The following is a 23,444-nucleotide window of genomic DNA, read 5'->3' on the forward strand; positions in this document are numbered from 1 at the left end:
GAACGAATCCCGCACGCTCAAAAGGGAGCGCTGCAGGTCACAGCAAAAGAGGGGAGTTACAGCGGCCGGGTTACGGCGGCGCGAGGATCGGGATAGTCATCAGCAGCCCGCAGTCAGGTCCAGGGCCAGCTGGCTGGTGGCTGACGCGCGCGCATGCTGGGACATCGGGATGCGGATATCGGCCTTGGGCATGGCGGACAGCGAGAGGGTGCGCAGCACTTCCAGGCCTGCCACGAAGGAGTGCCCGCATTCGGGGTTCTGGCACATGTAGGTGATTTCCTTGAACATGGCGGACATCATGCGGCTCTTAACAGCGCGGACACGTTTATCGCAATGCGGGCAGGGCAGGCCGATGACTCTCATTTCAGCTTTCTTTCCACTTGGTACAGGGCGCGACCGCGACCTGTCATGTTTTTTGACTGCTTGCGTAAGCGCGACTTGACGAGCCATTCAGCCGCCTGATCGATACTTGCCAGCCCCTGGCGTTGGCGCACGAGTTCCAGCACCGCGCGCTCTTCGTCATTGAGGTGAATTTGATGGTCTGGCATTTTCTGTAACTTTAGAGTTGCTCAAAAGTGACTCGGTTTAAACGCTGCGACGCTGTACGCTGTCGATAGTGGCGTCATCCAAGGCGATCACGGCGAGGGCTTCACGCATCACGATCTGGCGCACCAGCACCGCAAGCTCTTCGCCTTGGTAATTGGCGATCGAGGAGACAAGCTGGTGCTCGTAATCGTCCAGGCGCAGCATGACGCGGTGGCTGCGGATACGTTTTGCATCGGGGTACATGACGTTGTCCTTAGTGGGTAGGTTTGGATGCGAGTTCGCGCTTGTAGTCGTTGAGGCCGCGCAGGATCAGGAAGCGGAGGAACCAGGCACGGGAGCGCTCGAGTTTCTTTGCATAGCCCTCGACCTCGTCTACCTCATTAGGCGTCAGGCGGACGCCGAGTGGCCGAGAAGTGATGCCCTTCGCAATACGTCCGACTTTTGACAAATTATTCATAATGTTATGATCTGTAATCGCTACGGAATGGCGTAAATATATCACTCATTTGAGTGATTTGGAAAGGTATTTGTACTCAAATGAAGTATTTTTTTGATCGTCTCAAGGAAGAACGAAAGCGCCTCGGCCTCAATCAGGATGAGTTTGCGGCTCTCGGTGGAGTAAAAAAGGGTGCCCAGTTCAACTATGAAAATGGCTCCCGCACGCCAGATTCAGACTATTTGGTGGCCGTTGCCGCGGCCGGGGTAGATGTGTTGTATTTGCTGACCGGGGAACATGCGCTCTCAGCGTTGCCTCCGGACGAGCATGAATTGTTGACTGGCTATCGCAAACTGGATATTCGTGCGAAAGCGCGGGTTCTTGGTGTAGTTGAGGGAAGTATTGAGCCTACAGCCGCCCCTGCATCCAGATCAGTCGAACGCAATACGCAAATGGTTTTCCACGGCAAGGTTGGCCAGCAAATCCATGGCGATGTTACGGCACCACAAACGATCAACGTTGGTCGCAAAAAAAAATCACCGTCGTAAAGCGGAGCGGAATGTGCTATTTTCGTTGCTAAAAAATGCCTGCAGATGGAAAGTTGCGGTTCTTGTTCCTTTGATTTTTGCTTGTTTCTGGTCGCAACAAAGATATGAAATGATGACCGCTATTGCGAACGGGTTCATTAGAAATTCCTGTTATTACGATGGGAAAGCTTATACCGTCGGTGTGGTTATCGAGTCGACACAAGGTGTCAAGTGCGAGTGTGCCACCGTAATTTCTGATGGTTTTCCTACATGGGTGAGGGGGAACTGGAGTTAACAACTTCCGCTACGGCCGATTACAGTTTCCTGTCCGACGGCAATGTCCGCCATCCGAGAGAAGCTTACTTCCGAAATGATTATATGTAATTATTTGGACGAAATATGAAATTCAAAGTTAGAGTTTTTATTTTCACCGAAAGCTGACCGAAGTTTGACACATAATCGTATTTATCAGAATGAATCGGGGCTTGGAGTAATTGGCGTGAAGTTACTAAGAATTAATAGACTCTGCTATCTTCGGGGCCTAGTTCCGTTGAAGGAAATTGCCAAGCGCTTCGACACCTCACGAAAAATATAATATCTCATAAATTCAGGTGAAACAGGAATAAGCTTATGAAACTTGAAGGTGCTAGTGTTTGGGAAGCCGTCGTTGGGGGAAGAATTTTTCGAGGAGGAAACAGCATTGTCTACGAAGTTCGTCGAGCGGGTGACGAGTCGCTATATGCTGCCAAGGTTTTTAACCGGGATGCCGATGAGCAATCACTTTCTCGGTTTAATAACGAAATAATACTTGTGAAGGGATTGGTTGATATAAAAGGATGCGTCAGTTATATAGATCATGGCATGATTGAGGAGAAACCTTTCTACATAATGCCGCTCATGGAAAATGGCACCTTCCGGACGAAATACATCACTAATACCAGTTCCATCGATATTGTTCAGATCATTGACGATTTTTCAGCTATTCTCGTGACCGTCGCTTCTATCCATGATTTGGGACTAGCAATCAGAGATATTAAACCTCAAAATATCCTCTTGGACGTTGAGGGACGCCCGGTGATCGCCGATTTTGGTCTCTCAATGTGGGCCGATACACCCGATGATGAGAGGCAAACAAGGATTGAGGAAGCTATCGGGTCACAGGGTTATAGACCACCTGAGTGGCATACAAAATATCCAAACCCGAATCACCGGTCCGGTGATATTTGGTCACTTGGTAGGACGCTATGGGCCATGGTGGCCAGAGAAAATGCTCCGAATAATTATGAGACCCTAGGTGGGGCAGGAAATCACCTGAAAAATTATCTTCCGAAAGAGCAGGCGTTAATCCTGCAAGGATTGATTACGTCATGTACTAGCCAGGAACCGGAAGGGCGGCCACCAATTGGCGAGTTGATTGATATGTGCGCAGATGTTAGAAAACAGATACTAGAGCTAAGCAATCCGCCAAGTCAGCGGCAAACACTTCAGGATATGCTCAAAAAGTTTTCTCAGAGTGTCGAAAACAGTGATGTATATATCGACATGGGACGGCGCGAATCAGAAAGAAACATTCTAGTACAAGAATTGGATGAGACCGTCGGTAGTCTCATTGAGATATTGCAGGAGAGGGCTAAATATATCAATGAACATACACCAAAAGGAATAGGAAATTGTCGTGTTTTGTCTCGGGGCGAAGGTGATCCATTTCTTGAAAAAAAGGATCTTAGATTCAAGCCGGTGGATAACGAAGCTCTAAAACGATATTTGGCGCTTCGATTTGATTATTCAGCAAGTATCATGCAGCACACTGGAGCCAGGTACGCACATTTGTATTTTTATATTGGTTTCACTCAATCGGGAAAATTTTTCTGGGTCGTACAGTTGAGTGACTATCCAGGCAAAAAGTCGGAAATTCTTGATTCTTTAGAGGTAAGAAGTTTGACGACAGTGGCTGGACAAAAAGTTATGCAGATTAATCAATTTATTCAGAGATTTCTCGAAACTATTCAAAGCCATTTTTAATTTTTCTAGAGTGCGCGCGAGTACCTGACGCCGGCTTGTTCCAAGAAGTAATCTATGCTGGCGACCAGGTTGGACTTTTATGGAAATATTTTTTTATGCAACATATTTTCTGCTAAACAGTCATTTGGAATATTTGAGCTGTTGTTAGTATGGCTTGAGGTAATCTTACCTACCATTTTGAGCGAACTCATAGGAAAATTCGACCAGTGTCTTACTCGTCATACTACTAGTTGCTGCATTTATCTTTACTATTTCACCGGTTCCAAATTCGCATGTAAATCCCGATGTTGGAGTAAGAAAGAAAGCGCTAAACGTCCCAAATAATTGAACACCCGTATAAATTTGTTTGCCTATATGAATGGAAAATATAAGATGTTCATGTTTCTCGACAGGTGTTTCGAAAGGAGGCGGAAGGTTGTTCAGGGAGCTGCCAATTATACCTGTTTCTATTATAGCCTCTGTATTGGGGGCAAGCATAGCAGCTCTAAAAATAGCTCCACTATCACTGTCAATGGCTACATCGCCAAAAACTCTTACTGACATCAGATATGCAGTTTTAATTAATTCTGCTCGTATTATGTGAAGATCACCAACGATGCTCATGTGGATCCAAGGACTTTGTTGGATCTGTACTTCTCCAATTTCTATAATTTTCCCTTTTTTTTCACTGTTCTTTTTAATTGTATTTGCTTGCTTTACCGCTTGTTCGCCGAATCCCCGAACTCCTTTTATTTCACCATTTTCAATATCTACTGGTTTAATAAATTTCAGATCGATTTTGTCACTACTGAATGATGCCTGAACTGATTCGCCGCTACCTTCAATCTTTCCATTTACCTCCGAACATACTGTTCCTGAGCGTCCCTTTACTCCAGCGGCCATAGCAATAAATCTTAAAAGTGGATCGTTTGATGCAGGGGAATCGATTAGCTCATTCATCCGAGAATTCTCTTCTTCGGTTGCCCGAACATAAAATGACTTTGGCGCTCCGAGGGCAACGGGTAAGATATGTTCATCATTGACGTTGTTGGTTTCTGTCAAGAGATTTGTAGTGTAAGGACATAATAATTGAATCATTCTTTCTCCTGTAATTTATTTGTCATTCTTGTTGGATTTTTATTGTTAATGTAGATTTTTTATGAATTTTTTTCTCAGAGATTGCAAATCTTTCTCTATTCGTGTTGGTGTAGTTGTTAATGTTAATACGTTTCTTACTTTCGGACCCCTTGGTTGAGTATATTATCTTAGATTTAATACTCCTCTCTATTTTCCCGGATGATTTCTCGCACCTCTTTGATATGTTGCCACGAATGCAGGGCCGCTCGCTTTGCGGCCTGCTTGCTGTTGTAAACATGGTCCAGCGTCTTGAGCGTGCCAGCGGCGCCAGCCTGTTCCTGCCCCGCCTTTTTCTTCTTCGCCGCCACATCCTTCCACTTGGCCACGACGCCCGTGATGCCTTCGTCCGGGTCTTTCTCGTCCTCGCGTTCTGCCTCGACAGCTTCCGTCTTCGTTTCAAACTCCACGCGCGTGGTAAAGCCGTTGCCGCCCAGGCTGTGCGTGACCTTGACCGATAGCCATTCGGTGGCGTCGATCTCGGGCTTGAAGCCTTGCACGGTCACGGGCGATTGCGGGAACACGGCCGGGTTGCCCAGGGCCAGGCTCATTTCGAAGGTGGCCAGGCCGCGCAGGATGCGCTGCCATTCGGCTACGGCCGCCGCGCGCGCGTCGGTTTCATTGGCGAAGGTGGTGCGCAGGCGCTTGCTGTTGCCCGGCACGCCGGCCACGACGCTGCGGCGGCGCGCATAGCGCTCGTCATGCCAGAAGGCGCGCACGCCTGTGTAGGCGTCGCTTTCGGCACTGTGGTAGCGGTGGCTGTCGCCCAGGGCGCGCGTGATGGGGGTGACGGGTAGCGCCTTGCCGCTGGCGGTGCGGCTCTGGTTGATGGGGATGAAGAGTAAGGTGTCGTTCTTGACGGTGGCCACCGCGTCGTATTTCCTGCCCAGCCGGCGCAGGAAGGCCGCATCGCTCTCGTGGGTCTGGTCGATGTGCTCGACGGCGGTGTCGCGCAGGCGCGCCGACACGCCCGACGCCAGCTCGTTGCGAAAGGCGATCGCCTCGATGATGGCGCCCAGGGTGGTCTTGTGAAAGCTGTGTTCCTGCTGCTGTTTAAACGTGTCGATCAGGTTGGCTGACCTGGCGCGCAGGGTGATGGTGTCGGGCGCGCCGCTGTGCTCCACCTCGTCGACGGTGAACTTGCCCATGTCCACCAGGCCGGACGATTGCCAGCCCAGCGCCAGGGCGATCTGCGCGCCGCGCGGCGGCATGGCCAGCTTGCCGTCGCTGTCATCGAGCGAAATGTCGAGCTGGTCGCTCTCGTCGCCACGGCACAGGGTCAACGTCAAATTGATCAGCCGCGGCGACACGATAGCCGTCAAATCCTTGTCCTCGATGCTGACCTTGAAGGCGGGGATATGCTCGCTCATTTGAACTTGTCCGCCGCGCTGCCGATGGCGCCGCTGATGCTGCCGCCGATCTTGTCTTTTATTTCGCTGACCACCCCGCCGTATTTCGAGGTGATGCCGCCGACCACATTGCCCACCACGGTGCCGACGGCATTCTTGGCTGCACCTGCAATGCTGCTGGTCATGCCATCGATGCTGAGCATGTTTTTCAGGTCGCCGATGTCGCCCAGGCCCACCATGGCCAGCACGCCGTCGTCGTCGCGCTTGAGCGCAATCGAGAACTCGACGCGGCGCGCACCGCCGCTGCCGCCCAGAATGCTGCGCCCCTCCGTCATGCTGGTGATGCGGTAGGAGCCGAGAATGCGGCCCGTGCCCTGGATCAGAATCCACGATTTACCGGTATCGGCCATCATGCGCAGCGCATCGAGCGAGTACAGGGAGCCGGTCAGTTCCGGCGCCACCCAGCCCGACAGGGTGATGGTGTCGTCGCCGGGCCCCACGTACTGGTGCGCGTCGCGCAGGCCCACGCGGGCCGTGCTGGCGTGCTTCCATTCCGTTTGTCGCTGCAGCTCGTGATAGGCCAGGGTGGGCAGGCTGAACACGAACATTCCTAAAATCATCATCATGGTGTGGTTCTTTCTTAATCGTGGTCGCGCAGGGACGAGCGGATGCGTGCCGCCTTTTCGCGGTCGCGCTGTTCTAACGCCACGCTTACCGCGCGCGCGATGGCCTGCGGATCGGTGCCGGCCTGCACGTGGAAGGTGATTTCAATCTTGTCGCCCTGAATCGTCATGCCGGCGCCGAACCCGCCTTGTGACAGTGACGCGCGCGTGTCGAAGGCGCTGGCGGGTAACGCCGTGGCCGTGCCGATGGCGATGCCGGCGCCCAACTGCGTCAGGCGCTGGGCCAGGCCCGATACCTTGGCAATCGGTGCGCCCTCGCTGCGGTTCAAGCCCACGGCCAGGCCTTGCATGGTGTAGTCGCCGAGCTGGGCAAACACGCGGCTGGGGCTGTGGATGCCCAGCTTTTCCTTGAACCAGGCAATAGTGCTGGAACCGGCATTGCTGATGGCGTCCTTGACGGCGCCCATGGAACCCGTGATGCCGTTGACCAGGCCGCGCAGGATGTTGGCGCCGAACTCCGTGAACTGGGCCGGCAGCTTGATGCCGAACCAGCTCATGACGCCCGCGAATGCCTGATAAAACACGCCGACCGGTGACCAGTTGATAATCAGGGCAGTGATACCGGCCATGCCGCCGCTGAAGGTGGTTCTCAGCTGCGACCACAGGCTGGCAATGAAGCCTGTCAACGGCGCCAGTCCCTCGACAATGCTGTGCCGGATAGTGGCGGCAAAGTCGGTGAACTTGGCCGGCAGCGCGATGCCGAACCAGCCCAGCACGCCCGCGAAGGCACGATAGAAGAGGCCCAGCGGCGACCAGTTGGCGATCAGGCTATTGATGCCGGTAAAGCCGCCGGAAAACGCCGTCTTGACGTCCGACCACAGGCCGCCAAAGAATGCCGTGATCGGCTCCCAGTATTTGTAGATCAGGAAGGCGGCGCCGGCGATGACCGTGACGGCGATGCCAATCGGGTTCATCAGAAGAGCGCGGCCCAGCCATAGTACGGCCCGGCCTGCCCACATGAAGGCGCGGCCCAGGTTGCGTAAGATGGGCGTGAGCACGCCGCCCGTCACGCCCATCTTTGCGAACATGACGTGCAGCATGGCATACGGGCCGATCACGGCGGCGATGCCCAGCATCAGGGGGCCGAGCACCAGCAGCAGGCCGGCCAGCACGGCAAAAGCTGTAATCATGACCTTGGCCACGGTCGGGTTGCGCTCCATGAAGCCATTCAGGCGCTGCACGGCGCTGATGGCCAGTTCCAGCCCCTGCGCGTACAGCGGCAGGATTTTTTCGCCCATGGTGAGTTTCAAGTTGGCCAGCTTGGACTGCGCCTCCAGTTCCTTGCCGGCGGCCGAGTCGCGCCCCAGTTTTTCCAGCTTGCCGATATCGGCGGCGCCACGGTTGAGCTTTTCATTCTTGTGGATCTGCACGCGCTGCAAATACATCTGCGAGTACAGGTTCGACGCCGTGCGGTTGGAAAAGATGCTGCCGATGGCGTCGAGCACCTGTTTCTTTTCCGTGATGCCCTTCTTGGCCAGTTGCGGCAACAGCACCTTTTCCAGCCATTCGAACTGGTTTTCGCGGAACAGTTCGGCGCCCAGCAGCGCACCGGGATCGAGGAATGAGACTTGCCCCGCCTTGTCGTGCTTGACCTTGCTCTTGTCGCCGATCAGGCCGAACTCTTCCAGTTTTCGGGCTGAACGCTTGGTGGTGCGGCCCTGGTACAAGTTCTGGTAGGCGCTCATCAGGGACGTGCCGACGCGGTTGCCGCTCATTTCCTGCACCAGCGGTTCCATCTGGTAGTAAAAGGCGTCATCTTTCAAACCCTTGGCCGCGATGCCGCCCGTCTTGATCATGTTCAGCCACTCATTCGGGCCGACGCGCCCGCCTGTGGCGGTGATGACTTGCTGCACGATATTGGCCTGGGCTTCAAACTTTTCCTTGCTCTCCAGACCGCCGCGCAGCTCGATCACCTTGAGCATGTCCATGAACTTGCGTTCGTTGTCGGCGCCTTCGGCCTCGCCAAAGAAGGCGTGATTGGCAAACTTCATCTTGGCCAGGGTAGGGGCGACCATTTCCGCGTGGTGGACGTCGGCAAAGGCGCTCATGCCGTCGCGCATGAGCTGCAGGTTGTCGAGCTGACTGGTGCCGTAGGTCTTCATGTTGCGCGCAAAGGCAACGGCCTCGGCTGACACTTTGTCGCCCAGGCCCAGGGCGTTGACGCGGCCCACTTCCGTTTGATAGTGCTTGGCCTCGTTCAGTCCCTTGACGACGGGCGCGCCGATGATGGCGCCCGTGGCGGTCGCCCCAGCGCCGGCCATGGCCATGTTGCCCGCCTTGTTGCGCAGCTTGTCGGCATGCTGGGTGGCGTTGGTGACGCGTTGCTGCTTGGCGGTTGACGCGGCCAGGCGCTTTTGTTGCGACGCCAGCTCAACGTTGGTCAACTGGATACTGTTCTTAAGCCACTCCTGGGCTTTGCCCAGTTGGCGCGTGTCAATGCCGGCTTCCTTGAGGCTGGTACGCAGGACGCGGAATTGCTGGCTCTGTTCTCGGCCTTTCAGTGTCAAGTCCTGCGTGACCTTCGTCGCCGCCTTCAAATCACGCGTCATGGCGCGTGTAGGAGACTCGGTCTGTTTTATGCTTGCGGCCAGCTCTTTTACTTTTTTTTGAGCTTCTTTCAGCTCAACCCCCGTTGTTCGAATACCGCTATGTAGTTCGCGGAATTTCCCAAGGTTCCTTTGCTGCGTGTTCAGGTCGCGCAAGCGGTCGCTGGTGGCCTTCAAGGCCTTGGCCGTGTCGCTGGAACCTCCCATGATTTTTTTCAGCGGGCCGGTGATCTTGTCCAGCGCTGCAAACACTACCTGTAACCTCAAATCCCGACCAGCCATCTATTCCGCTCCGCTTCGCTGCCGGGCGCGTTCGCGCCAGGCCATCAGTTCATCAATCGTAAAGCCGTCCATTGCTGCCGGCGTCCAGTGGAAGACGCCGGCGATGTCGGCCATGGCATCTTCTACTTCGCCGGGGATACCGAAAGGCGATCTGCTTTGCTCGCCAAAAAACCGGCGACCTCGGCGCCCACGGCCAGCAGGTCGGCCGGGTCCATGTTGGCGATGTCGTGCGAGGTCAAGGTCGGTTCGGTGATGCGCGGCAGCACGATCTGCAGGGCCGACACGTTCAGGTTGGCCAGCTCGATCAGGGAAATGCCGCGCAGCGCGCCCGCCTTGGGCTTGCGCACGGTCAGCGAGGTGATGAAGGTGTCGCCGCGCTTGATCGGCTCGTCCAGTTCGATGACGGCTTGATTGTTGTTTTCGGTGTTCATGGTGTTGTCCTTGTGTGTGGGTAGTGAATAAAAAAGGGATTACAGACCGCTGGCCTTGCGGATGGCGGCATTCGTGTCGACGCCGCCGATGTTCTCGATGCCGCTCATGAAGTCCAGTTCGATGACCGTGGCGCCGTCGATCATCAGCTTGTAATAGCTGCAGGCCATGGTGTATTTGTGCGTGGTGTCGTCGCCCATCTTGGCGCCGCCCATGTCGATTTCCTTGTAGCGGCCGCGCACGACAACCTCGACGGCAGCGACGTTGCCATCTTCGTCGTTCTGGTACGCGCCGGCGAAGCGCAGCATCACGGCACCGTGCGCATGCGCGCCGTATTGCTTCAAGGCTTCGGCGATCAGGCCGCCGCTGGTCCATTCCAGCGACAGTGCCTCGTTGCCGAAGTCGACGGACACGGGGCCGCTCATGCCGCCGGCGCGGTAATCTTCCATCTTGCGGCTCAGCTTGGGCAAGGTGATTTCGGGCACCATGCCCATGAACAGCACGCCGTTTTGAAATACGTTGAATTGCTTGAGTTTGTGGGGCATGCCCATAGCGTTCTCCAGTGGTCAGTTGCGCCCGCGCACGGCGGGCACGGGGTCGGTTAAGCGGCGATGCGTGAGGCGAAGTCGGCCAGATAGCGGTCGGTAATGCGTTGCTGGAAGCGCAGGTTTTCCAGCGGCGGCACGGGCGTGTAGTCGTAATCGATGGCCAGCTTGCCGTCTTTCAGCGCCGTCTTGTCGTTGTACTGCTCGTCATACCAGGCGTGGCCGTCGATGATGTAGCCCTGCAATTTCAGGTCGCGGAATTTGGCGTTGATGCTTTCCAGCAGGTCGCGGACCAGGGACGGGTGCAAGGGCACGTCGACATAGGCGAAGTGCGCCTCGGCGATGGTATCGGCCAGCACCTGGGCCGTGCGCGTGTAGCTTTCGAAATAGAAGAAGCCGCCCGGTTCCTCGCAGGTGCGCGAACCCCAGAAACGGTAACCGCCCATGTTAATCAGGGTGGTCACTTCCTTGGCGTTGAGCACGCCGGCATCGGTGGCCGGGTCTTGCAGGTCGAAAAATACATCCTTGGTGATGCCGGTCGGGCCGTTGACGACCACATTCGACAAAGTCTTGTGCCAGCCCGTTTCCTCGTCGATCTTGGCGCGCAGGCCCATGGCGTAAGCTACGGCGGAAATGCTGGCCTCTTCGTCGGTGGCGGTATTCCAGTTCACGAAGTCGGGCCAGATCATCATCACTTCCCGCTGGCCGAACTGGCCGCGATAGGTGGTGGCCGCCGGGACGGTGGCGCAGCCATAAGCGGACGCATACACGAAGCCGCGCAGGCGCTGTGCCACGCTGGCCAGGGCATTGGTGACGGCCTGGGTATCCAGTCCCGGCGCGCCCAGGATGCGCGGCTTCACGCCCAGCTTGCTTTGCGCGGCCAGCAGCGCCTGGGCACCCAGGTACTTGCCGTCCGGCGACACGCCGCCCACGGCATTGGTGGTGGTTTCCGCTTCTGTCTCACCCTCGGCCACGCGCACCACGACCGTCAGCGGTTTTGTCTGCGCCGCAATCGCCTCCAGCGCGCGGTACAAGGTGCCGGTCTTGCCGGCCTTGCCCATGGCGGCCAGCACGTTGGTAACGAGCACAGGTGTGTCGAGCGGGAAGGCGGCCGGGTCGGCATCGTCGGCCGTGGCGATCAGGCCCAGCACGGCGGTGGACACGGTGCGGATAGGGCGCGAACCCTCGTTGATTTCAATGACGCGCACGCCATGGTGGTAGTCGGTGGGCATTGCTGGCTCTCCTGGTAGGTAGTGAATGTCGGGGGTGTTACTGGGTGTTGCCTGCATCATCGAAGGCGCGCCGGGCCTCTTGCGGCAAGGCGTCGGCGATGCGCTGGAATTCGGCGCTGACGGCCGCTTGCAGGGCGTCCATATCCTGCGCGGCGACGACTGTCGGGCAGATGGTGATGTCGAGCAGGCAGGTGCGCGCCGTGGCGATGGCTTGCGCGGTTGCCGCATCGCCGCTGGCCATGGCAGCAAAGCCGATACCGGCTAGGCGGTTGAGGATGCCGTCACGGCGCGCGCGAACGGTATTGAGGTAGACGGCGCACACCTGGCCATAGGGAATGGCAGGGGCCGGCGTGATGCGCAGCGCCCCTTTGACAAACTTGAACGATCCGCCGGATGCGCGGGCGGTATGGGCGGCCAGGTGGTCCGCCTCGGATACCTCAAACACATCGGACGGGATGTCCTGGTACTCGATGTTGACGGGGTAAAAAAAACCTGTGCTCGGGGAATATCTGACGGGCATGATTAGTTTCCAATCGCAAAATAGGAGGGGGTGATGCCGGCCGAAAGCGCATTCCCGTTGTAGGTGTACAGGCGGAAGCCCGTTTTTGTCCTCATACCGGCGTTGATATTGCTGGGCAGACTGGACCCGCTTCCACCTTGCCCTTCATATCCAGTGAAGACGTGAAAACACGCGTTTGGAAACGGAATCGGAAAGATCACGTCGACATAGCCAGATTCCGGTGTCTGCGCTCCGCCGCCCCATTGCAGGATCATGCCGCCGGGTTGTTTCTGGTAGCCACTCGAAGACAACATTGCCGCAAAGTCGGCATTGCGCCACAGCTCGGCGGTCGATTCGATGACTTGCCAGACTTTTGGCCCGGTCGCCATGAGGGTCAGGAATTGCCCAGGCTTGATCGTGATGCTCGGCACACTGCCGACATCAAATCCAATGGTCACGCCTGGCGCGGCAAGAATGGTGCCGCTATTGAACAGCCCGAAGAACTTGACGCACTTGCCGGAATTGTTGGGAATGCCAAGCGATACCGGGTCGGGAATGGTGATGGCCTTGCCCGCAGTCGGGAAGTACAGGGCGCAGCCCATGTCTTCGGCGGTGAGTGAACGGCTTTCAGTGACGTCGGCATAGCGCACCATGTTTCCTTGCGCGCGCTGCACAAAGTCGGCATTGACCAGCTTGCTCGACGCGTCGAACTTCGGCAGTGTCGCCACTTCCTTCATGCTGTATTGCGGATGCGGATCTGCCGCCGCTGCGTGCTTGGCCAACTGCTGATCGCCATAGGTGCGTGTGCTGGTGTCCTGCTGATCGACGTAGGTGACTTTTGCCAGGAGCGGGTGCGGGTCGGCCGCCGCCTGGTGCTTGGCCAGTTGCTGATCGCCATAGGTGCGTGTACTGGTGTCCTGTTGATCGACGTAGGTGACCTTCGCCAGCAGTGGGTGCGGGTCAGCGGCGGCCTGGTGCTTGGCCAGTTGCTGATCGCCATAGGCGCGTGCGCTGGTGTCTTGCTGATCGACATAGGCGACCTTGGCCAGCAGCGGGTGCGGGTCAAGAGCCGCCAGGTGCTTGGCCAGTTGCGCATCGCTGTAGGCACGCACGGTAATGTCCTGGTCATCGACATACTTGCGCGTGGCCAGAACGATGGACGGGTCGATTTTCAGCTCGATAGCGGCCGTGCTGGCGACGATCAGCACGATGCGCACCACCTGCATGCGGCCGCTACCTTCCGCCATCAGTGGCTTGTAGCTGGGCGGGCAGTTGGCCACGGCGCACAGATCGCCAGCCTCGTCATAAATGCCGAGTTCGCGCATCCACCAGCCGCCCACGTTCTCTGGCAAGACTTGCTCGGCAATGATCTGGCTGGTGTTGTCCGGGTCTTTGTCCAACTTGTTCAGGTCGGCGCGGTGCACCTCGCGCACAAGCGCCCTTTGTCCTCGGTCGGGAACCGGTAAGGTGCCGTTACCGTCACCTACGCCCATTTTTTTGAGTTTCAGGGTTTGGCCCAGGGCGATGGCATTGGCCAGCTTGGCCTCTCCCACCTGCGTCAGAATTGCGAAATATGTGCTCATGGATAGATGGTCATGGTGTCGATGGTATGGGATGCGCCGGCCTGCAACAGCGTGCCGCGCACTTCGATGGTTTCCGCGATCCACGGATACACGGTCATGACGTCGCCGTGGTACGCGGCAACGCCGGTGTAAACCGTGCCGCGAGTTTCCAGATACAGCGCCAAGCCCGTCATGTGACGGCTAACGGGTTTGGCGTCGGCAATCAGGCGCTCCATTTCCTGAAACATGGCGTCCGTGATGCCCGTGTCCAGCACGCCCACGTCGAGGCGGAAAGTACCCGGCACGCCCGGTGGCGTGGTTTGCCACCATTCGGTAATGCGGATCAGATAGCCCAGGGACTCGACCACGCGGCGCACGGCGGCAATCGTGCCCTTGTGCTTGTGGATGAAGTAGGACGCCTTGATGGTGCCGCGCTTGGTCGATTCGGGCCAGACATCGTCCCAGCGGTCAACGGAACAGGCCCAGGCCAGAAACGGCAGCAGGGCAACCGGGCAGCGGTCGGCATTCCACAGGTCGCGCAGCGGCACGGGCACGTTGACCAGCTCGGCGCAGGCAACGGCAATGGCACGCTCCAGCGCCGTGGTGTTGGGCGGAAGGGTGGCCACGTGCTTATTCATCGAGCACCACCACATTCAACTTAATGGCCGTGCAGCGCGCGGCCTGGGTGGCGTTCAGTTCGATGTCCGCCGCCGGGCTGGTCAAGACGACCTTGCGCACGCCTTCAACGTGGACGGCGGCGCTGCAGGCGGATCGATAAATGCTGTGGCCCAGCGGGCGGCGCGGCTGCGAGACGCGCGCGGCGTTGGCGTGCGCGGCGTCCAGCAGAATCGGTACTTCCGGGCCGACGCCGATAAACAAGGTGGCCTCGATCTGGTAATCGATGACCTGGGCGGCCTGCACGCTCAAGCGGTCGCCCAGGGGGCGCACTTCCTCGGCATTGAGCGCGCGCGCCACAGTGGCCAGCAGCGCGGCGTCGGCGATGCCGGTGTCGTTGTTGGCCAGCACCGTGACGATGACATGCGCCGGCGCGGGGCTGGTGGCGCTGGCGTCCTTGACCTGGCCGTCCGCACTGCGGGCGTGAAATTCATACGACGCTTTCGGGCCGGCCACGGACAGTCCATCCGGCGCTTCCTGGATGCGCAGGCGGTAGGCGTCGTTGTCTTCCATGACGGCGGCCACGGGCGGCAGGGCGTTGGGATTTGCCGGCGTGATAACCAGGCGCGCCACGTTGACGTTGGCGCCCAGCTGGTCCAGGTCGCCATCGAGGGCAAACGCCAGCATGACGGCCTTGCCGGCCTCGTTGACGCGGTTGCGCAGGATGGTTTCCTGATACGCGTTTTCTTCCAGCAGCTTGGTGGCCGGTTCCGATTCCAGCTCCAGGAGGGCCGTGACAGCCGCGCGCTCGGCTTCCGGCAGCAGGCTGACCAGGTGCGCCTTGCGCTTGGCCAGAATGGCTTCGAAGTCGAGCACCTCGACCACGCTGGGCGCCGGCAATTGGGTCAGGTCGATGGGCGTGCTCATACGACGCCCCCTTGCTTGACGGGCACGGACAGGGTGATGCCCTGGCCGTTCGCCGTGCCATCGAGCAGCAGCGCGATGGCGCCGTCCGTGTCGCGCGTGAGCTGCACGCTGGACAGTTGCAAACGCGGCTCCCAGCGGCGCAGGGCAAAGGCGGTAGCCGCGTAGATGCGCAACTGCGTGGCGCTGTTCAGTGGCTGGTCGATCAGCTCGGGCACTTCGGAGCCATAGCGGCGGCGGCGGATGCGCGAACCCATGGGCGTGGTGAGAATGTCGGTCACGGACTGGCGCAGGTGGCCCAGGCCCGTCAGGCTGCGCCCGGTGGCGGCGTGCATGCCCATCATGCTTGCGGCCCGCCCGACTGGTCGCCGCCGGCCTTGACGCCGCCGTGCGGATGCTTGGCCAGGCTGATGGCGCCGGCCAGCACGTCGTCGCTGGCTTTGATCGTGCCTTGCACGGCCATGGCCACGCCGCCAGCGGCGCCGGCCTTGGCGTTCACGCCGCCGTTCAGGCCGGTGGCGCCGTTGACGATCAGGTTTTTCATCACGGTCAGGTCGCCCGTGCAAATGGTGCTGGGCGCGTTCGACGTCACCTTGTCGGCCGTGATGGTGGCGGTGCCGCCGGGGAGCGTCGCCGTCAGGGCATGGGCCGCGTGGTCGTACTGCACCACGGCGCCGTCAGGATAGTGCGTGGTGTGGATGCTGTCGCTGGTGTCGGGCGCGTCAAACGCCTGCGAGTACAGCGCCGGCACAATGATGCCGCGCGTCAGATCGCCGCCGGGGGAAAAGACGATCACTTGTTCGCCGACAGTCGGCGCCGACCAGGTGCGCGTGCTGCCGGCGCGTCGGGTGGCCCATTTCAGCCATTCGGTGGTGAGTGTCGGCCCCAGCCGCACGCGCGCCTTGGCCCCTTTGACCTCGGCGATGGTGCCAAGGCGGATCAGGTTTTGCAGCAAGCGGAGGAGGTCGGACAGGTCGGCGTTCATGCAGTGCATGTTGCCGAAGTCCGCGTGCGGATGCACGCGGGGGCGGGTTGATATAAAGCTTAGTGACTATGGAAGCCAGCGATACATAAATCCACATTTCCCAAGCAAGGTCAATCTGGCGCGTGACCGATTGAGTCCTCAGTCGACTTCAATTTCTTCCGTCTGACGCTCAATTCCATCGACGGGCTTTCATCCCTTGTATCTCTCAAATGCTGTATGTGGCTCGCCTAATTGTCTCAGCCGTCGATGGCATGCAGCCAGCTCGGTGGGGACTGTCCTGAAAATTGCGCAAAAAAACGGATGCCTGCCGCTTGAAGGATGTCAGGCAACTGCCCGGTTAACCTCAAGTTCTCACCAGTAGGGTTAATGCCCTGATTACCGCGGGGATCCGGATGTTGCCGCTGCATTAGATCGATCAATATGCCCTTTAATCCGTCCGGATGGTGCATTGGCTTACCAAATTTGCATTTCGAAAGGTTCCACAGCGCACTCCGGATTGAGGCTTTTTCGGGAAGTGGGATGACCGTATTTTCTGTCCATATACCATTTTCAGCAATGGTTGGACTAGCTACCGTGTAAGGCGGGTTGGGATAACCTGATGGCGTCACAAGGTTTCGGGCAAGTTCATGCAGAACGCATGTGCTGCCGTATTCGAGAAAGCCGTTAGCAGCAGTGAAGGGCGGTGCAGGCGGTCGCAAATCAATAAAGAACTCTATAATGGACAACTCATTGGCGACAGTCTTCCACCAGTGCTGTCGGCCTAATTGGTCGGCGAAGTGCGAGTGGGCTGGTGGTGGTGGGGTATTATATGACCAGATGGCCCTAGGTGTCGCTTTGGATTGTGCTCTATCCATTCCAATAGGTTTAAGAACTTTTGCCTCGAACAGCATCAGCTTGTACAAATCCAAAGAAGGATCATGTAGCGCGATCAAACCGTCGCAGCCAAACAAAGTTTCTTCGGATTTGTTCAGCGTTTGCAGGACGGTGAAAGCCGAACCTCCTAGCATTTGCCATTGGTTTTTTGTCGTAGTCAGCCAAGTACTGACGTAATCTTCTTCGCAGACTACTCGGCCATCAATTGCATCGAGGCGAGTAGCAACATCGGCTGCATATGCCATGTTCGGCAGCAGAAACAAAGGTAGTGTCATGCCCCTCCCTATATCGTTTATATTTCTTTTTGGATGACCGCAATTGGCCGGCTGCGATCGGTATCATGTGACTCTAACTCATTTGATAACTAATGTCAGGATAAGTTTGCATTGAAAAAAGTTAGCTTTTTTCTATAAAACGCAGCAGCGATTCGCGTATCAACGTCCGATCCGGCTCACTTAAGCCCAGTATCGGCCGTTCAGGGTACTTGTAGACGGTGCCTCTCTTGTTTATGCGATCTTCTTCCCCGAACTGGTGAACTCGCGCTATGCGGGCGACACGGCCAACGAAGCCAACTTCGATATGATTGCCGGTTGCCTTAATCTTCAAAAACTGTGCGGTGCGAATCTTGGCGAACATGGCGGCCTTCTGGCGCTTGATGCGTCCGTTCTTCCCCTTGAATTCCTTGCGTCGCTTGCGCGCCGGGTAGGCCGCGCCATCCGGCCCCTGCTGCGCCTTGATGCGCTGGGCCTGGCTGCGGCGCAGGTCGATGGCCACCTTGTGATTGATGGCGCGGCGCTGGGTTGGCTGTAGCTTGGCTAGCAGGGCTCCAGCCCATGCTTCCAGCGCGTGCAGGTCGTCGCTCATGCTGTGGCCTCTGGCGTGCGCCATTCCGCCAGCAGGGTCTCGCCTGCATACAGCTTCCAGAACTCGTCCGCGTAGGCTGGCATGTGCTGTATCTCGGCCAGATGCTTGATGTCCAGACGACCCGCCTCGCCGGTCTTGACGGCCACGCGTTCGGTCAGGTCCAGCTTGATGGAGATATCGACCGTTTCATGGTTATTAAAATCCACCTCGAAGGCGATACCGTGCTTGCGGGTTTCCTCATTGGCCATCAGGTCGAGCTGGTGGACTTTCAGCCAGGCGATCAGGGCCACCATGATGGCGTCGGCGTCGCCCGCGTAGTCGGTGACGATCAGGTTGAGCTTGAAGCGGTATTCGAAGGAGAGGGAGGCGGTGGCCGACGCCACTACGTTGCCTTCGTCGGCGAAGACTAGCAGGCGGTCGGGGTCGCGCTGCAGCTGGGGAATTGCGGCGGCCAGGTGCTGGCGCAGGCTATTCGGTTTGTACATGGTAGGTGTCTCGCACGGTGTTGTAGGCGTCGATGCAGGCGTTCAGCTGGCGGGTGGCGTCATCGCCGTCGCCGGCAATGGCGTCAAGAGCTGCCGCAGTCGCTGGGTCAAGTTCGGCGCGCGCCTCAATCCGATGGCCTGCGGCAGCGGAGGTATCTGCAGTGGCGGCGCACTGGCCGCTGGCGATGGGGATTGACAGGCGCACAGTGCCGCTGCGCACGTCATTGTTAAAACGGTCACGTTCAGTTTTCGCATGGGTTTGCTCCTGGGTGAGGTGGTCGGCACGCTGTGCCAGGGCGGCGCCGGCGGCGCGCTCCAGGGTGAGCACGCGGGCCGTGGCCTGGGCCAGTGCGGTGGCGGCCGTTGTCTTGTTGGTGGACGCCTGCCGCTGCAGTTCGGCGATGCTGGCGTCCTTGCGCCAGCCCTGCGTCGTCCAGCCTGCGATGGCGCCGCACAGCAGGCAGGCGGCCAGCGGGCGCCAGGTGGTTGTGGTCATATGGCCACCCGTTCCTTGATCCAGCCGAACAGAAACCGGCGCTGGCTCTTGTTAGCCTCGGTGATTTCCAGATAGCGCGCGGCCTGCAGGCCGTTCAAGGCACGCAGCAGCACGGCGGCGCCATCCTGGCCGCGCCATTTCAGGAAGGCGGCCAGCGCGCCCAGCGACTGCGTGCCCAGGCGGCCATCGACGAACAGGGCTGGGTAGCGCGCCCCCGTGTCGTTGAACCCGTTCAGCCAGCGCTGCAGGAACTCGGCCGCGCGATGCGGTCCCATGTTGACGCCCGTGTCGATCAGCTCGGCGCCGATGCCGGCATGCAGGGCCAGCACCTGGTCGAACTTGGGTTCCGTGATGTAGCGGGCCGTATAGATGGCGCGCGCCATCGTCACGGGCAGCTCGCGCATCTGCCCCGTGTAGCCGTTGGCGCGCGCCACGGCCACGGTGACGCCGTAATTGGTTTCGCCGCCTTTGTCGGCCAGGTCGTTCACATAGCCGCCTTCGGCGCGCAGGATGGCGTCGATGGTGCGCGCGATCAGTGGATTTTCTGTGGTGGCCATCAGTGTTCCTTTGCGTCTTTGACCAGCTCGGCGATGTCCTTGTCGCTGCGGCGCTGGAACCACAGGGCCACTGCGCGCGATACCCACCAGCCGGGGGCGCCGACGATCAAGTCGATGGCGGACGCGTTGACCATGGCGCCGATGGCCGGGAGCTGGGCGCACAGCAGCTGGTACACGGTGCCGCCCAGCAGGCACGAGAACACGCCCGCGCAGGCGAGGCGGGCGACGAATTCGCCTTTGTTGAAGGTGCCGTCGCTGTTCAGCGGGGGCAGCACGATGTACAGCATGGCCGCGCCGACCATGCCCAGCGCCGCCTTGAAGCCGTACAGTTTGACCAGGGTGGCGAAACCACCAAACGATTCTGCGGACATTGTTTGATACTCCGGGGTGAAGTTAGATAGATTTTTCATGAGGGTAAAAATGGTGGATTGCTGCATTAATCCCATAGCTGCACGATGTCCGCGGCCTGGCCCATGCTGGGCGCCGGCTCGGGCAGGGTGACGACCAGGCCGGCGGGCAGCACGGCGCCGTGGCGCGCCAGCGCGGGATTCATTTCCAGGGTTTGCTCGACGTATCCCGCACCGTCGCCCAGGTAGCGCCACACCAGGGCGTCTACCGTGTCGTGCTGCTGCGTGCGTACCTGCATCAGATCAGTTCCACGGTCAGGTGCGTGCGCCCGACCATATCGGCGATGGCCCATTGCGCATTGCGCCGCTGCGCGCCTGGCGCCTCGTCCAGCCATTCCATGCTTTTCTTGTCGCTGACGGACGTGGCCGTGCTGTCGTAGTCGCGGTAACGCTCGATCAGATCGGCTTTCGCCGTGCTGTAGACGGCGCGCCGGTACTGCGCCAGCAAGCGGGACTCGCGGTTGATGCGCGTGGCCGGCACGTCCACCAGGGAGGTGATGCCGGCAGCGGTATGCTGTCCCTGCCAGTCGGCCAGCTCGCGGTTGACCTGCAGGATGGCATCGACCACGGCTTGTACCAGGCGCGCGTCGGTGACGGTGCCATCCAGGCGCATGGCGTCGCGCATATCGGTGAGCAGGATGTCGGGAAACCAGCCGTCGTTTTCGATGATGCCAAGGACTTGTGCTGGCGGCGCCGGGGTGGTGCCGGGCGGGATTGACGGGGGCAGGGCCATGAAGGACATACGGGACGCTTTCAAAATGGGGCGGTGGACGGGGTTCATCAGGCCGAGATTGTTGCCAATGCGTTGGCCAGAATCCCCCCGTGCCGCCGTGCTGCGGGGGATGCTCTTACGCGGAACCGGCCGCGCGCTTGAGGCGCCGCTCCAGCCGTTCCATATCTTTCTTGACGCCGCAGGACTCCGACAGGGAGCGCGCGCGTTTCAGCTGGCCCATGGCCGTTTCCGCCTGCGCCACCAGCGCCGGGGCGATGTCGGTATCGTCGGCCTGATCGAGCACGGCGATCATGGCCAGGCCGATGGCCTTGTGCAGCTTGGCACGCGCCTGGTCGGGCGCGTCGCTGGCGGCCGTCAGTTGTTCCACCTGGCCCAGCACCTGAGCCGCGTGCTGCGGATCGGCGGCCAGCTTGCCGTGCAAATAGCCTTCGGCAAATTCGTCCAGCATCAGCGTGGCGATGTCGCGGCTGTACGTCTCGGGCAGGGTGAACTTGTGCGCCAGCGCGTATTTGGCCATGACCAGGGCGCGCGCATACTCGCCCGTGTCGATGTGCCACACCAGCAGGGTGGCAAACACGTCATCCTGGGCGCCCTTGCCGCCGGCCAGCACGCCGTCGATCCACTGCGCGTAATCCGGTAGCAAGGTGGCCTTGACCTCGATCTTGCGTTCCACGGATTGAATCGACTTCAAGCGCCGCCGGTCGTCGGCCAGCTTGTAGAGCATCATTTCGTAGGCCGTGCCGGTGGTCACGCCCTGCGGCGCGGCGGCGCCGGCCGTGCGCTCGGCCAGCATGCGTGCGCGGTGGCGCAGGGCGGGGGATTGGTTGGCCATTACTTGTCTTTCAGCTCGATGTTTTCCACCAGCGCGGCCAGGCCCAGGTCTTCGATCACGTAGGCGTCGTTGGACGACTCGTAGTTCTCGATGCGGTCGCGCTTGGGCACGTCCTCGACGCGGCGGCGGCGCGCGCCTTCCTGGAAATAGATCGACAGATTGTCGAAGCGGGTAATCAGGATCGCGTTGTCGGGGAAGAAGGGCACGCGCGCCGCTGGCAAGCCGCCAATGCGTTTCTGGCTGATGATGATGTCGGCCGCCAGGGTTTCCGTGGGCGCCTGCTTGGTGTTGACCAATGGGAAATACTTGTCGTTCAACAGCTTGCGCCCGACGATGGCCACCAGATTGGTGTCTTCCTGATACCAGGGATCGAGCAGGTTGACGGCATCGGTGACGGCTGCGTCCAGGTTGGCATAGTCGGCGCCGTCCACGTCGCCGATGATGACCTTGCCCGGCATGCCATTGGCCACCAGACCCAGCACGCGCTCGGGCGCCAGCTCGCGCAGGTGCTGCAGCCAGCCCTTGTTCACGTCCTGCAGCAGCGGGTTGGCGTCCAGATCGGTGTCGGCCATGGCTTTGACGCCATTAAAGCCGATGACGATGCGGTCGAGCGCCTGGCGAGTCAAAATGGCATTGGCCACGCGCGACTGGAAGTCCTGGAACTTGGCCCAGGCGTCCAGCTTGGCATAGTTCAGATGCGTATCGAAATTGGTTTGTTCGCAGCGGTACTTCGTGCCGTCCAGGGTGGACAGGTCGCGCGTCTTGCGTTCCTTGTCCTTGGTGTTGGTGCGGCCGGCAATCGGGCCGGAGACGCCCAGGCCCAGCTTTTCGCCTTCCTGCTCGGTGACGCCGATGATGTTCACTTTCGTCAGGAACTCGCTCGATTCCTGCATTTTCGTTTCCAGCTTTTGCTGCACGCTGGGCGTGACGCTGAAGGTCTTGGCCACGTTGTCCGTGTCGTTCAGTTGGCCCAGGCGGGTTTCATACTGGCCAAAGACCTGGCGCGTTTGCTTTTTCATAAATCAGTGCTCCGTTGTTGAATTGGGTAGGTGGATAGCGCGGGCGCTTAAAACTCGGTCTGCACGGCGCCGTCGTTGCCGGTGGCGGCCGGGCGGCGCGGGCCGTTGCCGGGCGCCTCATCCATCTGCGCCTTGAAGGCGGCCAGCTCGTCCTGTGTGGCCTTCAATGCCGTTTCGGTTTTTTCCAGGCGCGCCAATGTGCCCGCGTAGTTGTCGTTGGCGGTGACGACGTGGCCGGCCAGCGCCTCGACGGCTTCGCTGATGTCTGCGAACTGCGCGGCGTCGGTGCCGGATTTATTGGAGAAGCGCGACAGCAGGTTTTTCACGGCATCGGCCAGCTTGGTGCCTTGCGGTTCTTCGAATTCCAGCGTCACCTCGACGGCCGAGGTGAACAGGTTGTCGGTTTGCTGCTTGCGGCCGGCGGAGAATTTCAGCGCCTCGGTGCCCAGGCTGGCCGGGCTGTCGGTGACGCCCAGGCCGACCAGGTAGGGCTGCGACGAGTCGGCAAAGTCGGGCTGAATTTCCAGGCTGGTGTACAGCTTTTGCTTGGCCTTGTTGATGGCCACCAGTTCCGGCGTGGGTTCGATCTGCGCGAACAGCGCCAGTTTCTTGCCGCTGTCGGTGTCCACTTCCTCGGCTTTCACGGCGATCACGTCGCCGTAGGCCTTGAACTGGCTGTCGGGCAGGATGCCGCGAATGTGCTCCAGCCAGATGCGCGCGCCGTAGGTCTTCGGGTTGTAGGTGGCGGCGATCTGCTCGATGGTGGCGCGGTCGATGTTGCGGCCGTCCGTGGTCGCGCCTTCGGTGGCGACGCGGAAGAATTGGGATTTAGGCATGGTGGCGTGTCTCGGTTGATCGGATAACGCCATGGTCAACGTCTTGG

General features: G+C 59.2%; 31 protein-coding genes. 2 read left to right on the forward strand and 29 right to left on the reverse strand.

Going from position 1 to position 23,444, the window contains the following annotated elements:
• Positions 1-99: 99 nt before the first annotated feature.
• The 4 genes from CSQ93_RS24680 to CSQ93_RS29065 are packed head-to-tail and all read right to left on the reverse strand — an operon-like array spanning position 100 to position 1,003.
• Positions 100-450, reverse strand: a complete 351-nt coding sequence (locus CSQ93_RS24680; RefSeq protein WP_324847611.1) for an ogr/Delta-like zinc finger family protein — start codon at positions 448-450, stop codon at positions 100-102.
• The gene (locus CSQ93_RS24685; protein ID WP_096234259.1) at positions 360-548 is read right to left on the reverse strand and encodes a hypothetical protein; all 189 of its coding nucleotides are present in this window, start codon (positions 546-548) and stop codon (positions 360-362) included. Before CSQ93_RS24685 ends, CSQ93_RS24680 begins: the two co-directional genes overlap by 91 nt.
• Positions 549-585: 37 nt before the next feature.
• The gene (locus tag CSQ93_RS24690; protein WP_035820909.1) at positions 586-789 is read right to left on the reverse strand and encodes a hypothetical protein; all 204 of its coding nucleotides are present in this window, start codon (positions 787-789) and stop codon (positions 586-588) included.
• Positions 790-799: 10 nt separating this feature from the next.
• Positions 800-1,003, reverse strand: a complete 204-nt coding sequence (locus CSQ93_RS29065) for a hypothetical protein (RefSeq protein ID WP_158301351.1) — start codon at positions 1,001-1,003, stop codon at positions 800-802.
• Positions 1,004-1,083: 80 nt separating this feature from the next.
• On the opposite strand from CSQ93_RS29065, the gene CSQ93_RS24700 reads away from it, so the two are divergent.
• Both CSQ93_RS24700 and CSQ93_RS24705 read left to right on the forward strand, forming a co-directional pair.
• Positions 1,084-1,530 (forward strand): helix-turn-helix domain-containing protein, encoded by a 447-nt coding sequence (locus CSQ93_RS24700; RefSeq protein ID WP_099380319.1) that lies wholly within the window; start codon positions 1,084-1,086, stop codon positions 1,528-1,530.
• Between the two features lie 609 nt (positions 1,531-2,139).
• Positions 2,140-3,531: a serine/threonine protein kinase gene (locus tag CSQ93_RS24705; RefSeq protein WP_099380320.1), complete on the forward strand. Its 1,392-nt coding sequence runs from the start codon at positions 2,140-2,142 to the stop codon at positions 3,529-3,531.
• Between the two features lie 165 nt (positions 3,532-3,696).
• Here CSQ93_RS24705 and CSQ93_RS29070 read toward each other — a convergent pair whose 3' ends face one another.
• The 25 genes from CSQ93_RS29070 to CSQ93_RS24820 all read right to left on the reverse strand — a co-directional run bounded on the left by CSQ93_RS29070 (position 3,697) and on the right by CSQ93_RS24820 (position 23,397).
• Positions 3,697-4,608 carry a hypothetical protein gene (locus CSQ93_RS29070; RefSeq protein WP_158301352.1) on the reverse strand — a complete coding sequence of 304 codons (912 nt, stop codon included), beginning with the start codon at positions 4,606-4,608 and terminating at the stop codon, positions 3,697-3,699.
• Positions 4,609-4,781: 173 nt separating this feature from the next.
• A complete protein-coding gene (locus CSQ93_RS24710; protein WP_099380321.1) occupies positions 4,782-6,014 on the reverse strand; it encodes a phage late control D family protein in 1,233 nt (410 codons plus the stop codon).
• On the reverse strand, positions 6,011-6,619 hold the full coding sequence (locus CSQ93_RS24715; RefSeq protein ID WP_099380322.1) for a phage tail protein: 609 nt from the start codon (positions 6,617-6,619) through the stop codon (positions 6,011-6,013). The genes CSQ93_RS24710 and CSQ93_RS24715 overlap by 4 nt, the downstream gene beginning before the upstream one ends.
• 14 nt (positions 6,620-6,633) lie before the next feature.
• Entirely contained in the window at positions 6,634-9,474 is a 2,841-nt protein-coding gene (locus CSQ93_RS24720) for a phage tail tape measure protein (protein ID WP_099380323.1), read from the reverse strand.
• Positions 9,475-9,504: 30 nt separating this feature from the next.
• Positions 9,505-9,618, reverse strand: coding sequence for a GpE family phage tail protein (locus CSQ93_RS24725; protein ID WP_071650284.1), 114 nt, complete (start codon positions 9,616-9,618; stop codon positions 9,505-9,507).
• 8 nt (positions 9,619-9,626) lie between these two features.
• Positions 9,627-9,935, reverse strand: coding sequence for a phage tail assembly protein (locus CSQ93_RS24730; protein WP_099380324.1), 309 nt, complete (start codon positions 9,933-9,935; stop codon positions 9,627-9,629).
• Between the two features lie 39 nt (positions 9,936-9,974).
• The gene (locus CSQ93_RS24735; protein ID WP_099380325.1) at positions 9,975-10,484 is read right to left on the reverse strand and encodes a phage major tail tube protein; all 510 of its coding nucleotides are present in this window, start codon (positions 10,482-10,484) and stop codon (positions 9,975-9,977) included.
• Positions 10,485-10,534: 50 nt separating this feature from the next.
• Positions 10,535-11,710, reverse strand: a complete 1,176-nt coding sequence (locus tag CSQ93_RS24740) for a phage tail sheath protein (RefSeq protein WP_099380326.1) — start codon at positions 11,708-11,710, stop codon at positions 10,535-10,537.
• A 37-nt stretch (positions 11,711-11,747) separates the two neighbouring features.
• Complete coding sequence (locus tag CSQ93_RS24745) at positions 11,748-12,230, reverse strand: hypothetical protein (protein WP_099380327.1); 483 nt, start codon at positions 12,228-12,230, stop codon at positions 11,748-11,750.
• Between the two features lie 2 nt (positions 12,231-12,232).
• A complete protein-coding gene (locus CSQ93_RS24750; RefSeq protein WP_099380328.1) occupies positions 12,233-13,792 on the reverse strand; it encodes a phage tail protein in 1,560 nt (519 codons plus the stop codon).
• Entirely contained in the window at positions 13,789-14,409 is a 621-nt protein-coding gene (locus CSQ93_RS24755; RefSeq protein WP_099380329.1) for a phage tail protein I, read from the reverse strand. The genes CSQ93_RS24750 and CSQ93_RS24755 overlap by 4 nt, the downstream gene beginning before the upstream one ends.
• On the reverse strand, positions 14,402-15,313 hold the full coding sequence (locus tag CSQ93_RS24760; protein WP_099380330.1) for a baseplate assembly protein: 912 nt from the start codon (positions 15,311-15,313) through the stop codon (positions 14,402-14,404). The genes CSQ93_RS24755 and CSQ93_RS24760 overlap by 8 nt, the downstream gene beginning before the upstream one ends.
• Complete coding sequence (locus CSQ93_RS24765) at positions 15,310-15,654, reverse strand: GPW/gp25 family protein (protein ID WP_099380331.1); 345 nt, start codon at positions 15,652-15,654, stop codon at positions 15,310-15,312. Before CSQ93_RS24765 ends, CSQ93_RS24760 begins: the two co-directional genes overlap by 4 nt.
• Entirely contained in the window at positions 15,651-16,295 is a 645-nt protein-coding gene (locus CSQ93_RS24770; protein ID WP_099380332.1) for a phage baseplate assembly protein V, read from the reverse strand. Before CSQ93_RS24770 ends, CSQ93_RS24765 begins: the two co-directional genes overlap by 4 nt.
• A gap of 236 nt (positions 16,296-16,531) precedes the next feature.
• On the reverse strand, positions 16,532-17,443 hold the full coding sequence (locus tag CSQ93_RS29075; RefSeq protein ID WP_158301353.1) for a hypothetical protein: 912 nt from the start codon (positions 17,441-17,443) through the stop codon (positions 16,532-16,534).
• A 121-nt stretch (positions 17,444-17,564) separates the two neighbouring features.
• Entirely contained in the window at positions 17,565-18,032 is a 468-nt protein-coding gene (locus tag CSQ93_RS24775; protein ID WP_099380358.1) for a phage virion morphogenesis protein, read from the reverse strand.
• The gene (locus CSQ93_RS24780; RefSeq protein WP_099380333.1) at positions 18,029-18,517 is read right to left on the reverse strand and encodes a phage tail protein; all 489 of its coding nucleotides are present in this window, start codon (positions 18,515-18,517) and stop codon (positions 18,029-18,031) included. The genes CSQ93_RS24775 and CSQ93_RS24780 overlap by 4 nt, the downstream gene beginning before the upstream one ends.
• On the reverse strand, positions 18,501-19,013 hold the full coding sequence (locus CSQ93_RS24785; protein ID WP_099380334.1) for a lysis system i-spanin subunit Rz: 513 nt from the start codon (positions 19,011-19,013) through the stop codon (positions 18,501-18,503). Before CSQ93_RS24785 ends, CSQ93_RS24780 begins: the two co-directional genes overlap by 17 nt.
• Positions 19,010-19,570 carry a glycoside hydrolase family 108 protein gene (locus CSQ93_RS24790; RefSeq protein WP_099380335.1) on the reverse strand — a complete coding sequence of 187 codons (561 nt, stop codon included), beginning with the start codon at positions 19,568-19,570 and terminating at the stop codon, positions 19,010-19,012. Before CSQ93_RS24790 ends, CSQ93_RS24785 begins: the two co-directional genes overlap by 4 nt.
• Entirely contained in the window at positions 19,570-19,941 is a 372-nt protein-coding gene (locus CSQ93_RS24795) for a hypothetical protein (protein WP_035820867.1), read from the reverse strand. Before CSQ93_RS24795 ends, CSQ93_RS24790 begins: the two co-directional genes overlap by 1 nt.
• A gap of 65 nt (positions 19,942-20,006) precedes the next feature.
• On the reverse strand, positions 20,007-20,216 hold the full coding sequence (locus CSQ93_RS24800; RefSeq protein WP_099380336.1) for a tail protein X: 210 nt from the start codon (positions 20,214-20,216) through the stop codon (positions 20,007-20,009).
• Positions 20,216-20,719 carry a head completion/stabilization protein gene (locus CSQ93_RS24805; protein WP_099380337.1) on the reverse strand — a complete coding sequence of 168 codons (504 nt, stop codon included), beginning with the start codon at positions 20,717-20,719 and terminating at the stop codon, positions 20,216-20,218. The genes CSQ93_RS24800 and CSQ93_RS24805 overlap by 1 nt, the downstream gene beginning before the upstream one ends.
• Before the next feature lie 106 nt (positions 20,720-20,825).
• A complete protein-coding gene (gene gpM, locus CSQ93_RS24810) occupies positions 20,826-21,542 on the reverse strand; it encodes a phage terminase small subunit (RefSeq protein WP_099380338.1) in 717 nt (238 codons plus the stop codon).
• Complete coding sequence (locus tag CSQ93_RS24815; protein ID WP_099380339.1) at positions 21,542-22,561, reverse strand: phage major capsid protein, P2 family; 1,020 nt, start codon at positions 22,559-22,561, stop codon at positions 21,542-21,544. Before CSQ93_RS24815 ends, gpM begins: the two co-directional genes overlap by 1 nt.
• 47 nt (positions 22,562-22,608) lie before the next feature.
• Positions 22,609-23,397 (reverse strand): GPO family capsid scaffolding protein, encoded by a 789-nt coding sequence (locus CSQ93_RS24820; RefSeq protein WP_199534506.1) that lies wholly within the window; start codon positions 23,395-23,397, stop codon positions 22,609-22,611.
• Positions 23,398-23,444: the final 47 nt, after the last annotated feature.

The organism is Janthinobacterium sp. BJB426, assembly GCF_002735705.1.
Lineage (GTDB): Bacteria > Pseudomonadota > Gammaproteobacteria > Burkholderiales > Burkholderiaceae_D > Janthinobacterium.

Bases quoted from the DNA above. Each gene is read 5' to 3' on its own strand.
- CSQ93_RS24745 (WP_099380327.1), bottom strand. From the start codon at position 12,230: ATGCCCGTCAGATATTCCCCGAGCACAGGTTTTTTTTACCCCGTCAAC.
- CSQ93_RS24780 (WP_099380333.1), bottom strand. From the start codon at position 18,517: ATGTACAAACCGAATAGCCTGCGCCAGCACCTGGCCGCCGCAATTCCC.
- CSQ93_RS24735 (WP_099380325.1), bottom strand. From the start codon at position 10,484: ATGGGCATGCCCCACAAACTCAAGCAATTCAACGTATTTCAAAACGGC.
- CSQ93_RS24800 (WP_099380336.1), bottom strand. From the start codon at position 20,216: ATGCAGGTACGCACGCAGCAGCACGACACGGTAGACGCCCTGGTGTGG.
- CSQ93_RS24700 (WP_099380319.1), top strand. From the start codon at position 1,084: ATGAAGTATTTTTTTGATCGTCTCAAGGAAGAACGAAAGCGCCTCGGC.
- CSQ93_RS24685 (WP_096234259.1), bottom strand. From the start codon at position 548: ATGCCAGACCATCAAATTCACCTCAATGACGAAGAGCGCGCGGTGCTG.
- CSQ93_RS24730 (WP_099380324.1), bottom strand. From the start codon at position 9,935: ATGAACACCGAAAACAACAATCAAGCCGTCATCGAACTGGACGAGCCG.
- CSQ93_RS24690 (WP_035820909.1), bottom strand. From the start codon at position 789: ATGTACCCCGATGCAAAACGTATCCGCAGCCACCGCGTCATGCTGCGC.
- CSQ93_RS24815 (WP_099380339.1), bottom strand. From the start codon at position 22,561: ATGAAAAAGCAAACGCGCCAGGTCTTTGGCCAGTATGAAACCCGCCTG.
- CSQ93_RS24710 (WP_099380321.1), bottom strand. From the start codon at position 6,014: ATGAGCGAGCATATCCCCGCCTTCAAGGTCAGCATCGAGGACAAGGAT.
- CSQ93_RS29065 (WP_158301351.1), bottom strand. From the start codon at position 1,003: ATGAATAATTTGTCAAAAGTCGGACGTATTGCGAAGGGCATCACTTCT.
- CSQ93_RS24785 (WP_099380334.1), bottom strand. From the start codon at position 19,013: ATGACCACAACCACCTGGCGCCCGCTGGCCGCCTGCCTGCTGTGCGGC.
- CSQ93_RS24770 (WP_099380332.1), bottom strand. From the start codon at position 16,295: ATGAACGCCGACCTGTCCGACCTCCTCCGCTTGCTGCAAAACCTGATC.
- CSQ93_RS24790 (WP_099380335.1), bottom strand. From the start codon at position 19,570: ATGGCCACCACAGAAAATCCACTGATCGCGCGCACCATCGACGCCATC.
- CSQ93_RS24760 (WP_099380330.1), bottom strand. From the start codon at position 15,313: ATGAGCACGCCCATCGACCTGACCCAATTGCCGGCGCCCAGCGTGGTC.
- CSQ93_RS29075 (WP_158301353.1), bottom strand. From the start codon at position 17,443: ATGACACTACCTTTGTTTCTGCTGCCGAACATGGCATATGCAGCCGAT.
- CSQ93_RS24805 (WP_099380337.1), bottom strand. From the start codon at position 20,719: ATGTCCTTCATGGCCCTGCCCCCGTCAATCCCGCCCGGCACCACCCCG.
- CSQ93_RS24820 (WP_199534506.1), bottom strand. From the start codon at position 23,397: ATGCCTAAATCCCAATTCTTCCGCGTCGCCACCGAAGGCGCGACCACG.
- CSQ93_RS24725 (WP_071650284.1), bottom strand. From the start codon at position 9,618: ATGGCCGACATCGCCGGCGTCTTCCACTGGACGCCGGCAGCAATGGAC.
- CSQ93_RS24750 (WP_099380328.1), bottom strand. From the start codon at position 13,792: ATGAGCACATATTTCGCAATTCTGACGCAGGTGGGAGAGGCCAAGCTG.
- CSQ93_RS24765 (WP_099380331.1), bottom strand. From the start codon at position 15,654: ATGATGGGCATGCACGCCGCCACCGGGCGCAGCCTGACGGGCCTGGGC.
- CSQ93_RS24715 (WP_099380322.1), bottom strand. From the start codon at position 6,619: ATGATGATGATTTTAGGAATGTTCGTGTTCAGCCTGCCCACCCTGGCC.
- gpM (WP_099380338.1), bottom strand. From the start codon at position 21,542: ATGGCCAACCAATCCCCCGCCCTGCGCCACCGCGCACGCATGCTGGCC.
- CSQ93_RS24680 (WP_324847611.1), bottom strand. From the start codon at position 450: ATGGCTCGTCAAGTCGCGCTTACGCAAGCAGTCAAAAAACATGACAGG.
- CSQ93_RS29070 (WP_158301352.1), bottom strand. From the start codon at position 4,608: ATGATTCAATTATTATGTCCTTACACTACAAATCTCTTGACAGAAACC.
- CSQ93_RS24705 (WP_099380320.1), top strand. From the start codon at position 2,140: ATGAAACTTGAAGGTGCTAGTGTTTGGGAAGCCGTCGTTGGGGGAAGA.
- CSQ93_RS24755 (WP_099380329.1), bottom strand. From the start codon at position 14,409: ATGAATAAGCACGTGGCCACCCTTCCGCCCAACACCACGGCGCTGGAG.
- CSQ93_RS24795 (WP_035820867.1), bottom strand. From the start codon at position 19,941: ATGTCCGCAGAATCGTTTGGTGGTTTCGCCACCCTGGTCAAACTGTAC.
- CSQ93_RS24740 (WP_099380326.1), bottom strand. From the start codon at position 11,710: ATGCCCACCGACTACCACCATGGCGTGCGCGTCATTGAAATCAACGAG.
- CSQ93_RS24775 (WP_099380358.1), bottom strand. From the start codon at position 18,032: ATGAGCGACGACCTGCACGCGCTGGAAGCATGGGCTGGAGCCCTGCTA.